The sequence below is a fragment of the Mariniflexile ostreae genome (assembly GCF_042427585.1).
In the GTDB taxonomy this organism is placed as follows: domain Bacteria; phylum Bacteroidota; class Bacteroidia; order Flavobacteriales; family Flavobacteriaceae; genus Pseudalgibacter; species Pseudalgibacter ostreae.
Window position 1 is genome coordinate 1 of sequence record NZ_JBHMFC010000014.1, and the last position, 14,475, is coordinate 14,475.

Sequence of the window (14,475 nt, forward strand, 5' to 3'; positions counted from 1 at the left end):
TAAAATGGTCAATGAGATGACGTGCCAAACTATAAAATCTATTACAGGAAATCATCATTATTTAAACGCCTTTAATGCGACATTTAATAACTAAATTGGTATAATAGTCAAAAAAAAAAATCTTATTTCTTTTATAAATAGTACAAAATCCAATAGCTTCCCCATAAGCTATTTAGTTCTCCCACACCAATCATTAAAAGATGCGCTTGAGAAAGTTATCTCCATTCCTTATATGGTTAAAGAATCAGTCTCAAAACTCAAGTATGACCCAAATAAAAAATTTAAAGTATATAGTGACCGTTACCCATAAAAGTGCCTAGTGGTTTTTCTTTACAACATAGGGGTATCGATTTATACCTCTTAATGAAGAGATTATTAACAACCACTATTCTAGAAACTTCCAGACACGTAGCAAGCTGTGTTTTGTTAATATTTTATCAGTGATAGCTAAGTCTTTTATTTCCATTTCCAAACCCATTTACAGGTTCTCATTCATTTTAAAAAGCTTAAAATCGTAAATACTTAAGAAGAAGAAAAAATATTCCTCTTTTTTCTAAAGTGATATGAAACTAAGTTGCTTTTCTCCAAGACAAAAAATGCTCCTTAGCATGGAAATAGTCCGCTGTATGTTTTTAATTTTTAAGAAACCAACAACTACGTTATATAACTTGGTTTTATTTTTAAAACACCTCTAAAGCCCGACAGAATCTATATGTTTTATATTCTTAATTCATTTTTCCCACACTCTAAATTAGATTTTAATCTTAAAGAAATAAACCTAATAATTGAGCACAAATAATTAAAAGCACCATTGCAATGGGGTAAACAGTAGCATAAGCGATAGAGGGCGCATCTGTTTTTGTTATAGTATCTGCAGCGGCAAGTCCAGGAGTACTCGTCATGGCACCTGTAATAGTTCCTAGCAAAGTTAAAGGATTAACTTTAAAAAACATACGTGCTACAATAACGGCCAATATCATAGGCAAAAGTGTGATAACACCTCCAATTAAAAATAAGGTTATACCATATTGCATAAAAGTTTCTACCAGGGTTGCTCCTGCTTTTGTACCTACTGAAGCTAAAAACAACATGAGTCCAAACTGTCTTAATAATTGGTTAGAGTTTCCACTCATTACCCATAAAATATTTCCTGTTTTACCAACACGACCTAAAATCATGGCCACAATTAATATCCCGCCAGTAAGTCCTAAATTAAAAGTTACTGAGCTTCCAAAAGCAAAAGACACACCTCCTACTAAAATACCAATAACAATTCCTAAAGCTAATGGAAAGAAATTAGTATCCGAAAGTTTGCTTTTATTGTCTCCAATTAAATTCGAAATTTGCAACGTAACATCTTTGGCGCAAGCGATCATTAGTTTGTCTCCCAATTGAAGCTTTACATTAGGACTTGGGGCTAAATCAATACCACTTCTGCGAATACGAGTAACCGTAGCATTATAACTATTTCTTAAATTCAATTCACCTAAATGCTTATTTACTAATTCTGTTCTAGTTAATAGATAAGATTGTACGATATAATCTTCACCCAAAGAAATTTCTAAATCTGTTTTTGGTCCTATAAGCAATTTAACGCGTTTTAGAGCTTCTTTAGATCCCACAACTTTAACAACATCTCCTTTATGCAAAACCGTGTCTTTTTGAGGGGTAAAAGATTTTCCTTTATGCATTACCCTTGAAATCACACCTTTCGTCATAGAACGTACTCTTAAGTCTTCAATCGATTGATCTATCGCTCCTTCATTTTCAACAAGAAAGTGCCCCGTTAAAATCATTTCGTAATTGCTATAAGCTTTTGCTTCGTATGCTTCCTCCTGTTTCTTAACATCTATTCTAAAAATCTTAGGGTATAGTTTCACAAAAAGAATAACACCTATAACCCCAAACGGATAAGCAATACCATAGCCTATAGAAGCTAAAGGAGACTGTGTAACATCTATAGCCGTAGCTAAACCTGGCGTACTAGTTAAGGCCCCCGCCATGAGCCCAATTGCTATGGGTTTTTCTATATCTAAAACCACAATAGAAAGCATGGTAAGAAAGGCTGCTGATAAAATAATGACCACCGACATAATTACTAAATTCTTGCCCTGTTCTTTAAACGAATCGAAAAAACCAGGACCAGCCTGTAAACCAATTGTATATATAAATAAAATAAGCCCTATTTTTTCTAAAATATCCGGCAATACAACCCCGATATGTCCAAAAAATAAGGCTACAAAAATAATGGCCGAAATATCAAGTGATATTCCTTTTACTTTTATGTTTCCAAGAATAAATCCGATACATATTATTAAAAATAATGCTAGGTAGGTTGTACTGATAAAGTCCATAAGTTTTTTTAAAATAAAAACAAATGTACACTATATGGAATTTAGTAAACATGACTTTTATCAAGAAAAATCATAAAATTAAAAAAATCAAATAAAAACCCTCTATAATCCTACATAAGCAGCCCTTCCCTACTTTCTAACTAATCCCTTCTCATTTTACCTGTTAAATCATCGATTTTAATTAAGAAAACAACTGGCATATCACCATCTTTTTCGGTTTTACATGAGAACTGATTAATATAATCCAGTGCTTTATGTTGTTTTTTAATAATAAGGTGCTTCACGCCTAATGAAAATTCATGAAGGTAAGCTTTTGCAACACTACCAGAAAGCTCTTTAAATGTTCCGTGTGCCACTACAGAGTTCCAGTCATCTACCGATTCTATTTCAGATACACCTAACGCCACTGCGCTATTTACCCGTAATGCCTCTATTTTATGTCCTTCAGAAGAGTATCCGATAATAACATGATCTTTCTTGCTATAAAAGTATGTAATGGGCACTGTAAAAGGTCTATTCCTATAAATATAGGCCAATTGGCCAATGTAGTTACTCTCAAGCAGCAACATGGCATCTTTGGTGTCTAGTTGTTTCATCATGATCTTCTATTTTTAGTGCTTTACTAAAATAACTAAATATTAAACCTAAAACCATGATAACAATCAGTTTAGAACAAAAAACAAGCCACGCTCCTGCATTTCCTTTAAAATAAAAACTTAATTCTTTACTTTAAAAACTTTTTCTAATATAGTATCCATTAAACACCATTTAGTTAAAGAAGACTGCACTAAATTAACACCAACAAATGCCGTAAACCAAAGCCAACTGACATGGACATAAACAGCCAACAATACACTAATTAAAATAAATGAACCTGCAATACCGCGTACTATTCTATTTTTCATGACTATAAGTTTTAAATATATTTTTCTATAGGAACCACAATCGCTTTGATAGGGTTATTGGTTTCTAAATTTGTATTGAATGCTTTAATGAGTACAAACAGCGCTTCTATTCTTTCATCTTCTGTAAAGGAGAAAAACATACTCGACTCATTACCTGCTTTTTTTCCAGAAAACCAATTGGATGCCATTAATACTGAAGCCGTATTCTTATGACCATCAATATCAGAGCTACTTAAGTGTTCTATATTGGCTTGTTTAAAGAGCTTCAAAACATCTTTTTGAAACGCTTCTACTGCTGTTACTATTACTAATTTCATGTTTATATATGTATTGATTTCTAAAAACCACACGTAACCCCCACTTTCTCTATTTATTACACTCCTAGCCGTTTACACATGAGTCTCTCAAATTATTTATAATTTTTACGTTCTATCATATAATATACTAAAGGCACAACCAACAAAGTTAGTATGGTAGATACGACCGTCCCTCCCATTAACGAAATGGCCAAACCTTGAAATATAGGGTCAAACAAAATCACAAAAGCTCCAATAACAACAGTTCCCGCCGTTAATAAAATAGGTGTTGTACGTACTGCTCCTGCTTCAATAGCCGCTTGTTTTAAAGGCACACCTTCTGCTGTACGCAAATTGATAAAGTCGATAAGAAGCACCGAGTTCCGCACCATAATACCTGCCAAAGCAATCATTCCTATAAAAGAGGTTGCCGTAAAAAATGCGCCCATAATCCAGTGCCCTAAAACAATGCCGATTAAAGACAATGGAATAGCCACCATCATCACGATTGGCGCCTTAAAGTTTTGGAACCATCCTACAATTAAAATATAAATTAATATGATGGCCCCTAAAAAAGCAATTCCTAAATCCCTAAACACTTCTAAGGTTATTTGCCATTCGCCATCCCATTTCACTGTGTAATTATCTTCAAAATCTGGCTGGCCTAAATACAGTTCGTTAAGCTCATAGCCTTTTGGTAACGAAATTTGTTTTAGCTTTTCTTCCATGCCTAAAATAGCATAGGCAGGACTTTCTAAGTCTCCAGCCATATCTGCCATAACAAAAACCACACGCTTCTGATTTTTATGATGGATACTTTTTGCTGCAATGGTTTGTTTAATATTTACCAAATCGGCTATGGGCACCATCGCACCTTGCTTGGATTTCACTTTTAATTGTGAGATGTCAGAAATCGTTGATTTTTCTTTTTCATCTAAAGCCAATACTAATCCCACTTGGTTTACTGCATCTTCATCATACACATTGGTAATGGCTCTATTTGACAAGGCCATATTCATTGTATACGCTATGTGTTGTGGCGCGACACCATACAACATGGCTTTTTCTTTAAGGATTTCAAACTGGTATTCAATTTGATCATCTTCTACCATCCAATCAATATCTACCACATCGTCTGTATTCCTTAAAATCTCTTTAATGCTATTCGCTATTTTTATTTGCTCATCGTAATTAGGACCATACACTTCTGCTACAATAGTAGACATTACAGGTGGCCCTGGTGGCACTTCCACCAACTTCACATTTGCACCGTATTTTGCAGCAATTTCCTGAATATCAGGTCGTAATAATTTAGCAATATCATGACTTTGCGCAGATCGTTTATCTTTACCAATTAAGTTAACTTGAATATCTGCCATATTAGATCCACCACGTAAATCGTAATGCCGCACCAAACCGTTAAACGTTATGGGAGCCGAGGTTCCTACATAATTCTGATAGTTCACAACCTCAGGCCGCGTGGCTAAATACTGTGAAATTTCTTTTGTTACTACCCCCGTACGCTCTAAGGTTGTGCCTTCTGGCATATCAATAACCACTTGAAATTCATTTTTATTATCAAAAGGCAACATTTTAACAGCAACCGAGTTGGTTAAAAACAAGACCATAGTGGCCATTAACAATGCAAACGTTCCTCCTAAAAACAACCAGCGCTTAGTTTTATTTTCTAATAACGGACGCTCAAACTTATTATACAATCTATATATAAAAGTGTCTTCTAATGGCTTTTCCATTTTCTCTGGCTGTCCTTTCTTCTCTTTTTCTCTTAAGAAAATATACCCCAAATAGGGGGTTATGGTTAAGGCTACAAACAAAGACAATATCATAGCAATAGACGCCCCAATAGGCATTGGCGCCATATAAGGCCCCATTAAACCCGAAACGAAAGCCATAGGCAATACCGAAGCAATAACGGTAAAAGTGGCTAGAATTGTCGGGTTCCCTACTTCATTAATTGCATATAAAGCCGCTTGTTTAAAAGGCAAACGTTTCATTTTAAAATGCCTATGCATATTTTCGGCAATAATAATGGAGTCATCAACCACAATACCTGTTACAAACACCAACGCGAATAAGGTGATTCGGTTTAGCGTATAATCCATCATATAGTAGCTTAGCAGTGTTAGTGCGAACGTAATGGGAACCGACAAGAACACAACCAATCCACCACGCCATCCCATGGCCAGCATCACAACAAGGGTTACGGCAAAAATAGACCCTATAAGGTGCCATAATAACTCAGAAACTTTTTGCGAGGCGGTTTCTCCATAGTTTCTTGTAATTTCCACATGCACATCGTCTGGGATTAATGTCGCCCTTAAATGCGCCACTTTATCAATAATCATTTCCGAAATTTTCATGGCATCTGCACCTTTTCGCTTAGCTACAGCTAGGGTTACAGCAGGGTATTCTGATTTATAGTTTGAAGATTTTACACTTCCTTTTCCAAAACCTAAACTCACATAATTTTGGGGCACTTCCGGTCCATCAATAATTTGAGCCACTTGTTTTAAATAAATGGGCTGATTTTGTTGCACCCCAACCACTATATGCTCAACATCTGTAACCGATGCTAAAAATTTGCCCGTATTCACTAAAAATTCGGTATCATTCTTATCAAAACTCCCAGAACTCAACTGGGCGTTGTTGGCTTTTATCATTTCCGAAACCAACAAAAAATCCAATCCGCTTGCCGCTAACTTATCTTTATCTAAAACCACACGTAATTGGCGCTCACGTCCTCCAATTTTATGGGTTATAGCCACATCGTTCACCTTTTGAATTTCAGCCTCCAGTTCTTGTGCCATTTGGTTTAATTGGTAATCGTCATAATGCTCGCTCCACAGGGTTAATCCCAGCATGGGCACATCGTCAATAGCTCGGGTTTTCACTAAGGGCATGGTCACGCCTTGCGGCATTTGGTCCATGTGCTTATTAATTTCATTATACAATTTAACAAACGAGCGCTCCACATCTTCGCCCACGTAAAACTGTACAATAACCATAGCTTGCTCATTCATAGATGTAGAATATACATATTCCACACCCTTGATATTCGAAATTAATTGTTCTAAAGGCTTTACCACTCGCGACTCCACCTCTGTTGGGCTTGCTCCTGGATACCCCACGAAAATATCTGCCATAGGCACGTCAATTTGTGGCTCTTCTTCTCGTGGAATCAAAAATGAACTATACACGCCAATCACCATAAATACAATCATTAACAGCACGGTTAGCTTCGATTGTATAAAGATTTTTGCAATTTTTCCTGCGATACCTTCTTTCATGTTTAAACTTTATTTTTAGGGCGTTTTAACAGGCTATCCGTTTCAATCTTTTTTTGCCATAAATGCCAGCAAAAAAAAGGATTTCCTCTACTATCCTTAACGCAACTTTTTTAATTATTGAATTGTAATTTTAGCACCATTATAAAGCTTTCCTTCAGCAGTAACAATATAAGCTTCGTCTGAATTTAAGCCAGATAATACTTCTACTTGGTCCCCAAAAGTCCTACCTAAACGCAACCACCTTAAAAGTGCGGTATTACTTTGGCTTACGGTATAAACTCCAGACAACTGACCGTTTGTAACAAGTGCTTCTGTTGGAATTAAAACCATTTTAGATGTTGTTTTCCTTTCTACTGGAAACTGAACCGTTGTAAACATGCCAGATAAGATATTGGCATCTGTATTATCTAATTTAATTTTTACTAAATATTGGCCACCTGTATTTTTGGCCGAGGTGCTTACTTCTGCTACTTTTCCTTTTAGGGTTTGACGAATCGATTTCACTAAAACATCCACTGTAATTCCTGTTTTTATCTCAGAGATTTCTGTTTCAGGCACCATGGCCATAACCTCAAAGCTTCCTGGAGCTTCAAGACTAATTAAGGTTGCTCCTGCATTTGCCATATTGCCTTCCTCCACGTTTTTACGAGTTATTATTCCACTAAAAGGCGCTGTAATATTACTATATGCAAACTGTGCATTTACTTCATTTTTCATTTGGTTTGCGGCTTCTAAGCGTGCTTGTGCCATTTCGAAATTAGCTGTTATATCGTCCAGTTCTTTTTGTGAGGCACTTTGATCTGCAAACAGGCTTTTAAAGCGGTTATAATCTTTTTTAGCACTATTAAAAGCAACTGTAGCTTCGGCAATTCCCGCTTTAACTTGTGCTTGTTTCGCTTGTAAATCGGCATTGTTAATAGACACTAACAACTGCCCCTTCTTTACTTGATCCCCCACATGTACATGTACTTTATTTACATAGCCCATTATTCTAGTGCTTAAGTCGGCACTATTTACAGCTTGTATGGTACCACTTACACTTAAAAACGGACTGTTAGTGTTTTTTTCTACTTGATTTACTTTTACACGTAATGCAGGAGACTCGTCTAGCTTTTCTTCTTTTACTTCACTGGCACAGCTCGCCATAAATAAGACCATTGTTAATGCTGCAATTGCATATGTTTTTTTTATCATTTCTATATTTTTTAAAAGCCTTGAATGCTTGTCTTAATTCTTAATTTTATACTTATCCTTTCGTTAAAAACTGCACATAAGCTTGTGCGTAATTATATTCAAAAATAGTTTGGTAATATTCCAATTGCTTTTGTGCATATTGTGTTTCTGTACTTAATAAATCTGATGTTTTTTCCAAACCTTCTTTAAACCTATTGGTTCTTATTCTTAAAGATTCTTCAGATTGCTTTAATGCTAAAGTGTTTAATTTCAATTTGTTTTCTGCATCTAAAAGCAAACGTTTGGCTTTATTTAGTTCTAAATGACTCTCCGATACATATTGCTCGTACTCTAATTTCGATTTTTCAAACTCTGCCCTACTTTTTTGAGCTTTTCCAAAACGTTTCGACCCTTGAAAAATATCCCAACTTAACTGCGCCCCAAACAAGTAACCATTACTATCTCCTTGAAAAATCTTATCGTCGTAAAGCTCATAACTTCCAAAAGCATTTAACCGTGGCAAGAATGCCATTTTATCTGCTTTATTTATCGCTTTATAAGCATCACTTGCTAATTGCATGGCTTTAATATCCGATCGGTTTTCAGAAATAATCTTACTGCTTAAAGCTAATGTAGAAACCTGCAATGAGTCTGTTGGCACATAAACGATATACGCCTCATCGTTCATTAAAAAAGATAAATAGTCTGATGCATTCTGCACGTTACTTTTTGCCGATTGTAATTGATTTTGAACTTCGGTAACCCGAACTTCTACATTTAAAACATCGGCACGTTGTAAATAGCCTTGTTTAAAGCTGTTCGTAGCCAAGATTTTATTGGCATTTGCAGCCTCCAGAGCTTTTTCCATTACGGCCACCCCTTTATAGGCGAGTTGTAATTGCATATAGGCCTTATTGATCTCGAATGCCATATAATCGGAAGTTCGTGTTACCTTTAAAGCCATCGCTTCCATTTTAGACTTGGCTGCTTTGCGCTGATAAAGCCCATCTAAATTGAGCAACGGTTGTTGAATTTCAAACTTGGTAGCATAATTCTCAATCTGAGAAGGATTATTGAGCAAGAAGGGATTAAAATCATTTTGTGTTAAAATCTCTTGGTTCAATTTAGACCCAAAAGCCATTAACGGATTGGTAGTAGCCATGCCAGTGTGGCTTGCCGTAATATGAGGTAAAAACACCGCATTCGTCTGCCTGAAATCTGCTCTAGCCTGATTAAAATCTTGTTCAGAAATTTTAATGGTCTTATTGTTTTCTGAAACCCTTGTCAAAACGTCCTTTTTTGAAATATTAACAGTTTCTTGTGCTAACGAAACACCGTTCCAAAACAAAAACAAAACCATTGTTACATAACCTATATTCTTCATTAATATCATTTTATACCACAAAAATATGGCTATAAAAAGAAGTGCTTGGTAACAAAGGTTACTTAAGGAAAGTAAACAAGTGTTTTTAGTTTGTTTTTTTATAGCTCCAAACGGCAAGTCCGTTCATAACAAGCGCATACAGTAGTGTTTTTAGAAGTTGCGGAAGAATATCTGTAAATCCAGATCCCTTAAGCATTACCATGCGCATTACTTCTACGAAGTATTTTATGGGATTAAACTCGGTAATCATTTGGGCCCATTTTGGCATGCTTTCAATAGGTGTAAACAAGCCACTCATTAAAATAAAAATTACCATAAAAAACCAAGCAATAAACATGGCTTGCTGTTGGGTTTCTGTAAAGTTTGAAATAAATAATCCCATACCTAAAACCACTAAAATATAAATAGAAGTATAACCATACATCAAGGCCAAACTTCCCAACATTGGCACATTAAAAATCAGTTTAGCAATACCCAATCCAATAGTAAGGAGCCCCATTCCAATTATCCAAAAGGGGAACAGTTTCCCTATTATAAATTGGCTTTTTTTAATGGGTGTAACATTAATTTGTTCTAATGTACCTATTTCTTTTTCACGAACAATATTCATACCCGATAAAAACAAAGTAATCATAGTTACCAATAATACCAGTATACCAGGCACCATAAAGGTTTTATAGTTTAAGGTCTCGTTATACCAAAATAACGGAATGGTTTCAATAGTTTCAGGTTGGACATGCCCATCGTTATAGGAAATCAAATCTGTTTTAATTCTTTTGTTGAAATTTTGAATAATCTGTGTTACATAAACATTTTCCACTCCTGCAGCTGCACCATCAATAGCATTTATGGTGACTCCTAAAGGGATTGTTTTTTCTTTTTTCAAATCGCGTTCAAAATATTTAGGGATTTCCAAAATAACATCAATTTCTCCATTAAGCATAGCCGAACTTGCCAATCGCTCCGAAGGAAAGCGAGCCAGCACATTAAAATACATGGAGGCCTGAAAATTTTCCACCAATGCTCTAGAAGTTGATGTATGATCATGATTTATATACGCAAATTTGATGTTTTTGACTTCAAAAGTAGCTGCATTAGATAAAATAAGGAGTTGTAATAGCGGCAAAATAAAAATAATAGGAAGCATCCCTTTATTTCTAAAAATCTGTTTAAACTCTTTTTGTATGATGTATAAAATTATTTTCATTATTCTAGTCTAATCTTATATTTTTTCACACTTAAGGCTATAAAAAACACGGTCATCCCCAATAAAACCAGGGTTTCTTTCCACAAATACTGAAGTCCAACACCTTTAAGCATAATCCCTTTAATAATTGTGATAAACCATTTTGCTGGTATAATATTACTAATCACCTGTAACGGTAGCGGCATACTGGTTATGGGAAAAATAAATCCCGACAATAAGATAACAGGAAGCATAAGCCCCATTAAAGATATCATCATTGCGGTTTGTTGCGTCGCCGAAATAGTTGAGATTAAAATACCCAATGCCAAAGATGTAATAATAAACAAAACACTTTCAAGCCCCAGTAAAAACAGACTTCCCTGAACTGGCATTTTGAATATAAAAACGCTCAACACAATGACAATAACAGCATTAATTATCGATAGAAAAATATAAGGAAACACCTTTCCTAATATAACTTGAAATGGCTTTAAAGGAGACACTAATAATATTTCCATGGTTCCAAGTTCTTTTTCCCTAGTAATAGAAATAGACGTCATCATGGCGGAGACTAACATCAAAATAATGGTCATGACACCTGGAACAAACATGTACACACTTTTTAATTCTGGGTTATATACCATACGTGTTTGAGGTATAACTTGATGACTAACTGTAATGTTTTTATTTTGTTCTTTTAAATAATTCTGTAAAATTGCATTTATAAAATTACTGATGGTATTGGCCGTATTTGGATCTGTAGCATCTGTAACAAGCTGTACTTTAGCATGATTATCTTTAATGAGATTTTTGCTGAATTTTTTTTCAAAATTTAAAACCGCTTTAACCTGTCCTTTTTGAAACACAGAAGCCATATCTGATTCTTTTTCAATAACCTGTTTTATACTGAAATGTTTTGAAGCCGCAATCTTATTAATAATTTCTTGCGTAGTAGCATCTTTAGAATGATCTAAAATAGCAATATCCACATTATTGATTTCATTTGTGATAGCGAAGCCAAACAACATGATTTGAACAATAGGCATTCCGAAAAGAATAAACAACGAGCGTTTATCTCTTAAAATGTGATAAAATTCTTTTTTAATAAAGCCTATAAATCGTTTCATTTTTTTAACAATCTGTGATTATTAATGGATAGGTTTTTTATGTAGCTATGTTACTTAAATAAAGCTAAAATTGAATAGTCTAATCTTTTTTCTGCGCCAATCTGCGCTATCAGCGGGACATATTTACAAGTCATTAATTATATCTTTTGAAATATTTAGTTCTAAAAACATTATGAATGCCGTTTATCGATTGTTCCCCATGCTTTCAATTATGAGACTCCCGCATAACTCCCTGATCAACGCAGATTTACTAATATACGCTCTGTGAGAATCCCTGATTTTTAAAGGATCATTTTTTTCTTTTAACTGATATCTTTTTTCTTAAAGTTTATACAAATTGAATAATCCAATCTTTTTTCTGCGCCAATCTGCGCTATCAGCGGGACATATTTACAAGTCATTAATTGTATCTTTTAAAACATTTAGTTCTAAAAACATTATGGATGCTATTTCCTAATTATCCCTCATGCTTTCAATTATGAGATTCCCTCAGAACTCCCTGATCAACGCAGATTTACTAATATACGCTCTGTGAGAATCCCTGATTTTTAAAGAATCATTTTTTTCTTTTAACTGATATCTTTCCTCTTAAATTTTATACATATTAAATAGTCCAATCTTTTTTCTGCGCCAATCTGCGCTATCAGCGGGACATATTTACAAGTCATTAATTGTATCTTTTAAAATATTTAGTTCTAAAAACATTATGAATGCCGTTTATCGATTGTTCCCCATGCTTTCAATTATGAGACTCCCGCATAACTCCCTGATCAACGCAAATTTACTAATATACGCTCTGTGAGAATCCCTGATTTTTAAAGGATCATTTTTTTCTTTTAACTGATATCTTTCCTCTTAAAGTTTATACAAATTGAATAATCCAATCTTTTCTCTGCGCCAATCTGCGCTATCAGCGGGACATATTTACAAACCATTAATTATATGTTCTAAAAACATTATGAATGCCGTTTATCGATTGTTCCCCATGCTTTTGATTATGAGACTCCCGCAGCACCCCTTGATCAACGCAGATTTATTAATATACGCTCTGTGAGAATCGGTTAAATCAATGTGAGCTTAATTTTTTAACTAAAACTTGATATTTTCTTTTCATCCACGCGCCAATTTTAAAAACACATCGTTCATATTCTTTACTTTAAACTGCTCTTTTAATTTTTTGGGAGTATCCAAAGCTTCTATCTTCCCATTAACCATAATGGAAACACGGTCACAATACTCGGCTTCATCCATGTAATGGGTGGTTACAAATATGGTTGTACCTTGGCTGGACGCTTTGTAAATAAGCTCCCAAAACTGACGCCTTGTTATGGGGTCCACACCCCCCGTTGGTTCGTCTAAAAATACGATTTTCGGATTGTGCAATAAGGCTACTGAAAAAGATATCTTTTGTTTCCATCCCAATGGCAATGCTCCTACCAACTGGTTTGATATTTCATCAAGCCTTAAATCCGCTATCAAAGCGTTGGATTTTTCTTTTATATTTTGTCGCGAAAGCCCATAAATTCCCCCAAAGAAACTAATATTCTCTTTTACGGTTAAATCGTCATACAAAGCAAATTTCTGACTCATATAACCAATATTTTTTTTAATATCCTCTGGATTCTTAAACACATCAAAACCCGCAACAGTTGCTTCGCCAGAAGTCGGAGTAGAAATACCAATCAACATTTTCATTGCCGTTGTTTTTCCCGCACCATTAGCACCTAAAAAACCAAATACTTCTCCTTTTCCAACATCAAAAGTAATCGCATTTACAGCGGTAAAACTACCAAATGTTTTGGTTAATTTTTTTACGTGTATAACTTTGTTGCTGTCCATTATTTAGCTAATTCCATAAACGTGTCCTCAATAGTAGGCTCTGTTCTTTCTATTATTATGTCTAAAAGCTTTTTAGACTTTAGATACTCAAGCAATTCCTTTGGATTAAAGTTCGATCTAGTATCTGTATAATGTACAAACTCTCCAAAAGGATAAACGCTATGGTTAAATTCATATTCATTTAAACAAGCAATAAGCTGGTACATGTTATTTGCACGTATATTATAAATAAGTTTGGGATAATGCCTCACAACTGCCTCGGGCGTATCAACCTTTAAAATCTTACCTTCTTGAATAAAAGCTATTCTATCACAAAGTTCGGCTTCGTCCATATAGGGCGTTGATACCAAAATGGTAATATCTTTCTGTTGCAAACGCTTTAACATGTCCCAAAATTCCTTTCTAGAAACAGGGTCTACGCCAGTAGTAGGTTCATCTAAAAACAAAATTTTTGGCTTATGTATCAAAGCACAACACAAGGCAAGCTTTTGTTTCATTCCTCCAGAAAGCTTTCCTGTACGACGCTTTTTAAAAGGTTCGATTTGCACATAAATATCTTTTATTACATCGTAATTTTCTTCTACAGTTGTACCAAAAATAGTTGCAAAAAACTCAAGATTTTCCTCAATAGTTAAGTCTTGGTACAATGAAAATCTCCCTGGCATATATCCTACACTGTTTCGAATGTTTTTATAATCTTTAACAACATCATAACCTGCTACGGTTGCTTCACCAAAATCGGCAAGCAACAGTGTAGTTAAAACTCTAAACAGCGTCGTTTTCCCTGCACCATCTGGTCCAATAAGTCCAAAAAGCTCGCCTGGCTTAACTTCAAACGAAATGTCATGCAAAGCTACCGCATTCTTATAGGATTTACTAATATGCCTCACAGAGACCCCCATA

11 protein-coding genes are annotated in these 14,475 nt (G+C 34.9%); all 11 read right to left on the bottom strand.

The annotated features are described in order from the left end of the window. Positions 1 to 764: 764 nt before the first annotated feature. The 11 genes from ACFFU9_RS04925 to ACFFU9_RS04975 all read right to left on the bottom strand — a co-directional run bounded on the left by ACFFU9_RS04925 (position 765) and on the right by ACFFU9_RS04975 (position 14,474). On the bottom strand, positions 765 to 2,354 hold the full coding sequence (locus ACFFU9_RS04925; RefSeq protein ID WP_379860271.1) for an aspartate:alanine exchanger family transporter: 1,590 nt from the start codon (positions 2,352 to 2,354) through the stop codon (positions 765 to 767). A gap of 140 nt (positions 2,355 to 2,494) precedes the next feature. After that, a complete protein-coding gene (locus tag ACFFU9_RS04930) occupies positions 2,495 to 2,953 on the bottom strand; it encodes a pyridoxamine 5'-phosphate oxidase family protein (protein ID WP_379860272.1) in 459 nt (152 codons plus the stop codon). A gap of 117 nt (positions 2,954 to 3,070) precedes the next feature. Then, positions 3,071 to 3,259: a YgaP family membrane protein gene (locus tag ACFFU9_RS04935; RefSeq protein ID WP_379860273.1), complete on the bottom strand. Its 189-nt coding sequence runs from the start codon at positions 3,257 to 3,259 to the stop codon at positions 3,071 to 3,073. A gap of 11 nt (positions 3,260 to 3,270) precedes the next feature. Beyond that, positions 3,271 to 3,576 carry a hypothetical protein gene (locus tag ACFFU9_RS04940; protein WP_379860274.1) on the bottom strand — a complete coding sequence of 102 codons (306 nt, stop codon included), beginning with the start codon at positions 3,574 to 3,576 and terminating at the stop codon, positions 3,271 to 3,273. 92 nt (positions 3,577 to 3,668) lie between these two features. Next, complete coding sequence (locus ACFFU9_RS04945) at positions 3,669 to 6,863, bottom strand: efflux RND transporter permease subunit (RefSeq protein ID WP_379860275.1); 3,195 nt, start codon at positions 6,861 to 6,863, stop codon at positions 3,669 to 3,671. 114 nt (positions 6,864 to 6,977) lie between these two features. After that, on the bottom strand, positions 6,978 to 8,057 hold the full coding sequence (locus tag ACFFU9_RS04950; RefSeq protein ID WP_379860276.1) for an efflux RND transporter periplasmic adaptor subunit: 1,080 nt from the start codon (positions 8,055 to 8,057) through the stop codon (positions 6,978 to 6,980). Between the two features lie 52 nt (positions 8,058 to 8,109). Beyond that, positions 8,110 to 9,420 carry a TolC family protein gene (locus ACFFU9_RS04955; protein WP_379860277.1) on the bottom strand — a complete coding sequence of 437 codons (1,311 nt, stop codon included), beginning with the start codon at positions 9,418 to 9,420 and terminating at the stop codon, positions 8,110 to 8,112. An 85-nt stretch (positions 9,421 to 9,505) separates the two neighbouring features. Then, a complete protein-coding gene (locus ACFFU9_RS04960) occupies positions 9,506 to 10,627 on the bottom strand; it encodes an ABC transporter permease (protein WP_379860278.1) in 1,122 nt (373 codons plus the stop codon). Further along, the gene (locus tag ACFFU9_RS04965; protein WP_379860279.1) at positions 10,627 to 11,733 is read right to left on the bottom strand and encodes an ABC transporter permease; all 1,107 of its coding nucleotides are present in this window, start codon (positions 11,731 to 11,733) and stop codon (positions 10,627 to 10,629) included. Before ACFFU9_RS04965 ends, ACFFU9_RS04960 begins: the two co-directional genes overlap by 1 nt. 1,110 nt (positions 11,734 to 12,843) lie before the next feature. Further along, positions 12,844 to 13,572 (bottom strand): ABC transporter ATP-binding protein, encoded by a 729-nt coding sequence (locus tag ACFFU9_RS04970; RefSeq protein ID WP_379860280.1) that lies wholly within the window; start codon positions 13,570 to 13,572, stop codon positions 12,844 to 12,846. Then, positions 13,572 to 14,474 carry an ABC transporter ATP-binding protein gene (locus tag ACFFU9_RS04975; RefSeq protein ID WP_379860281.1) on the bottom strand — a complete coding sequence of 301 codons (903 nt, stop codon included), beginning with the start codon at positions 14,472 to 14,474 and terminating at the stop codon, positions 13,572 to 13,574. Before ACFFU9_RS04975 ends, ACFFU9_RS04970 begins: the two co-directional genes overlap by 1 nt. Between the last annotated feature and the right edge of the window lies 1 nt (position 14,475).

What these genes read in the sequence shown, in the direction of transcription:
- ACFFU9_RS04925 (WP_379860271.1), bottom strand. Translation starts at nt 2,354, where the DNA reads ATGGACTTTATCAGTACAACCTACCTAGCATTATTTTTAATAATATGT.
- ACFFU9_RS04930 (WP_379860272.1), bottom strand. Translation starts at nt 2,953, where the DNA reads ATGATGAAACAACTAGACACCAAAGATGCCATGTTGCTGCTTGAGAGT.
- ACFFU9_RS04935 (WP_379860273.1), bottom strand. Translation starts at nt 3,259, where the DNA reads ATGAAAAATAGAATAGTACGCGGTATTGCAGGTTCATTTATTTTAATT.
- ACFFU9_RS04940 (WP_379860274.1), bottom strand. Translation starts at nt 3,576, where the DNA reads ATGAAATTAGTAATAGTAACAGCAGTAGAAGCGTTTCAAAAAGATGTT.
- ACFFU9_RS04945 (WP_379860275.1), bottom strand. Translation starts at nt 6,863, where the DNA reads ATGAAAGAAGGTATCGCAGGAAAAATTGCAAAAATCTTTATACAATCG.
- ACFFU9_RS04950 (WP_379860276.1), bottom strand. Translation starts at nt 8,057, where the DNA reads ATGATAAAAAAAACATATGCAATTGCAGCATTAACAATGGTCTTATTT.
- ACFFU9_RS04955 (WP_379860277.1), bottom strand. Translation starts at nt 9,420, where the DNA reads ATGAAGAATATAGGTTATGTAACAATGGTTTTGTTTTTGTTTTGGAAC.
- ACFFU9_RS04960 (WP_379860278.1), bottom strand. Translation starts at nt 10,627, where the DNA reads ATGAAAATAATTTTATACATCATACAAAAAGAGTTTAAACAGATTTTT.
- ACFFU9_RS04965 (WP_379860279.1), bottom strand. Translation starts at nt 11,733, where the DNA reads ATGAAACGATTTATAGGCTTTATTAAAAAAGAATTTTATCACATTTTA.
- ACFFU9_RS04970 (WP_379860280.1), bottom strand. Translation starts at nt 13,572, where the DNA reads ATGGACAGCAACAAAGTTATACACGTAAAAAAATTAACCAAAACATTT.
- ACFFU9_RS04975 (WP_379860281.1), bottom strand. Translation starts at nt 14,474, where the DNA reads ATGGGGGTCTCTGTGAGGCATATTAGTAAATCCTATAAGAATGCGGTA.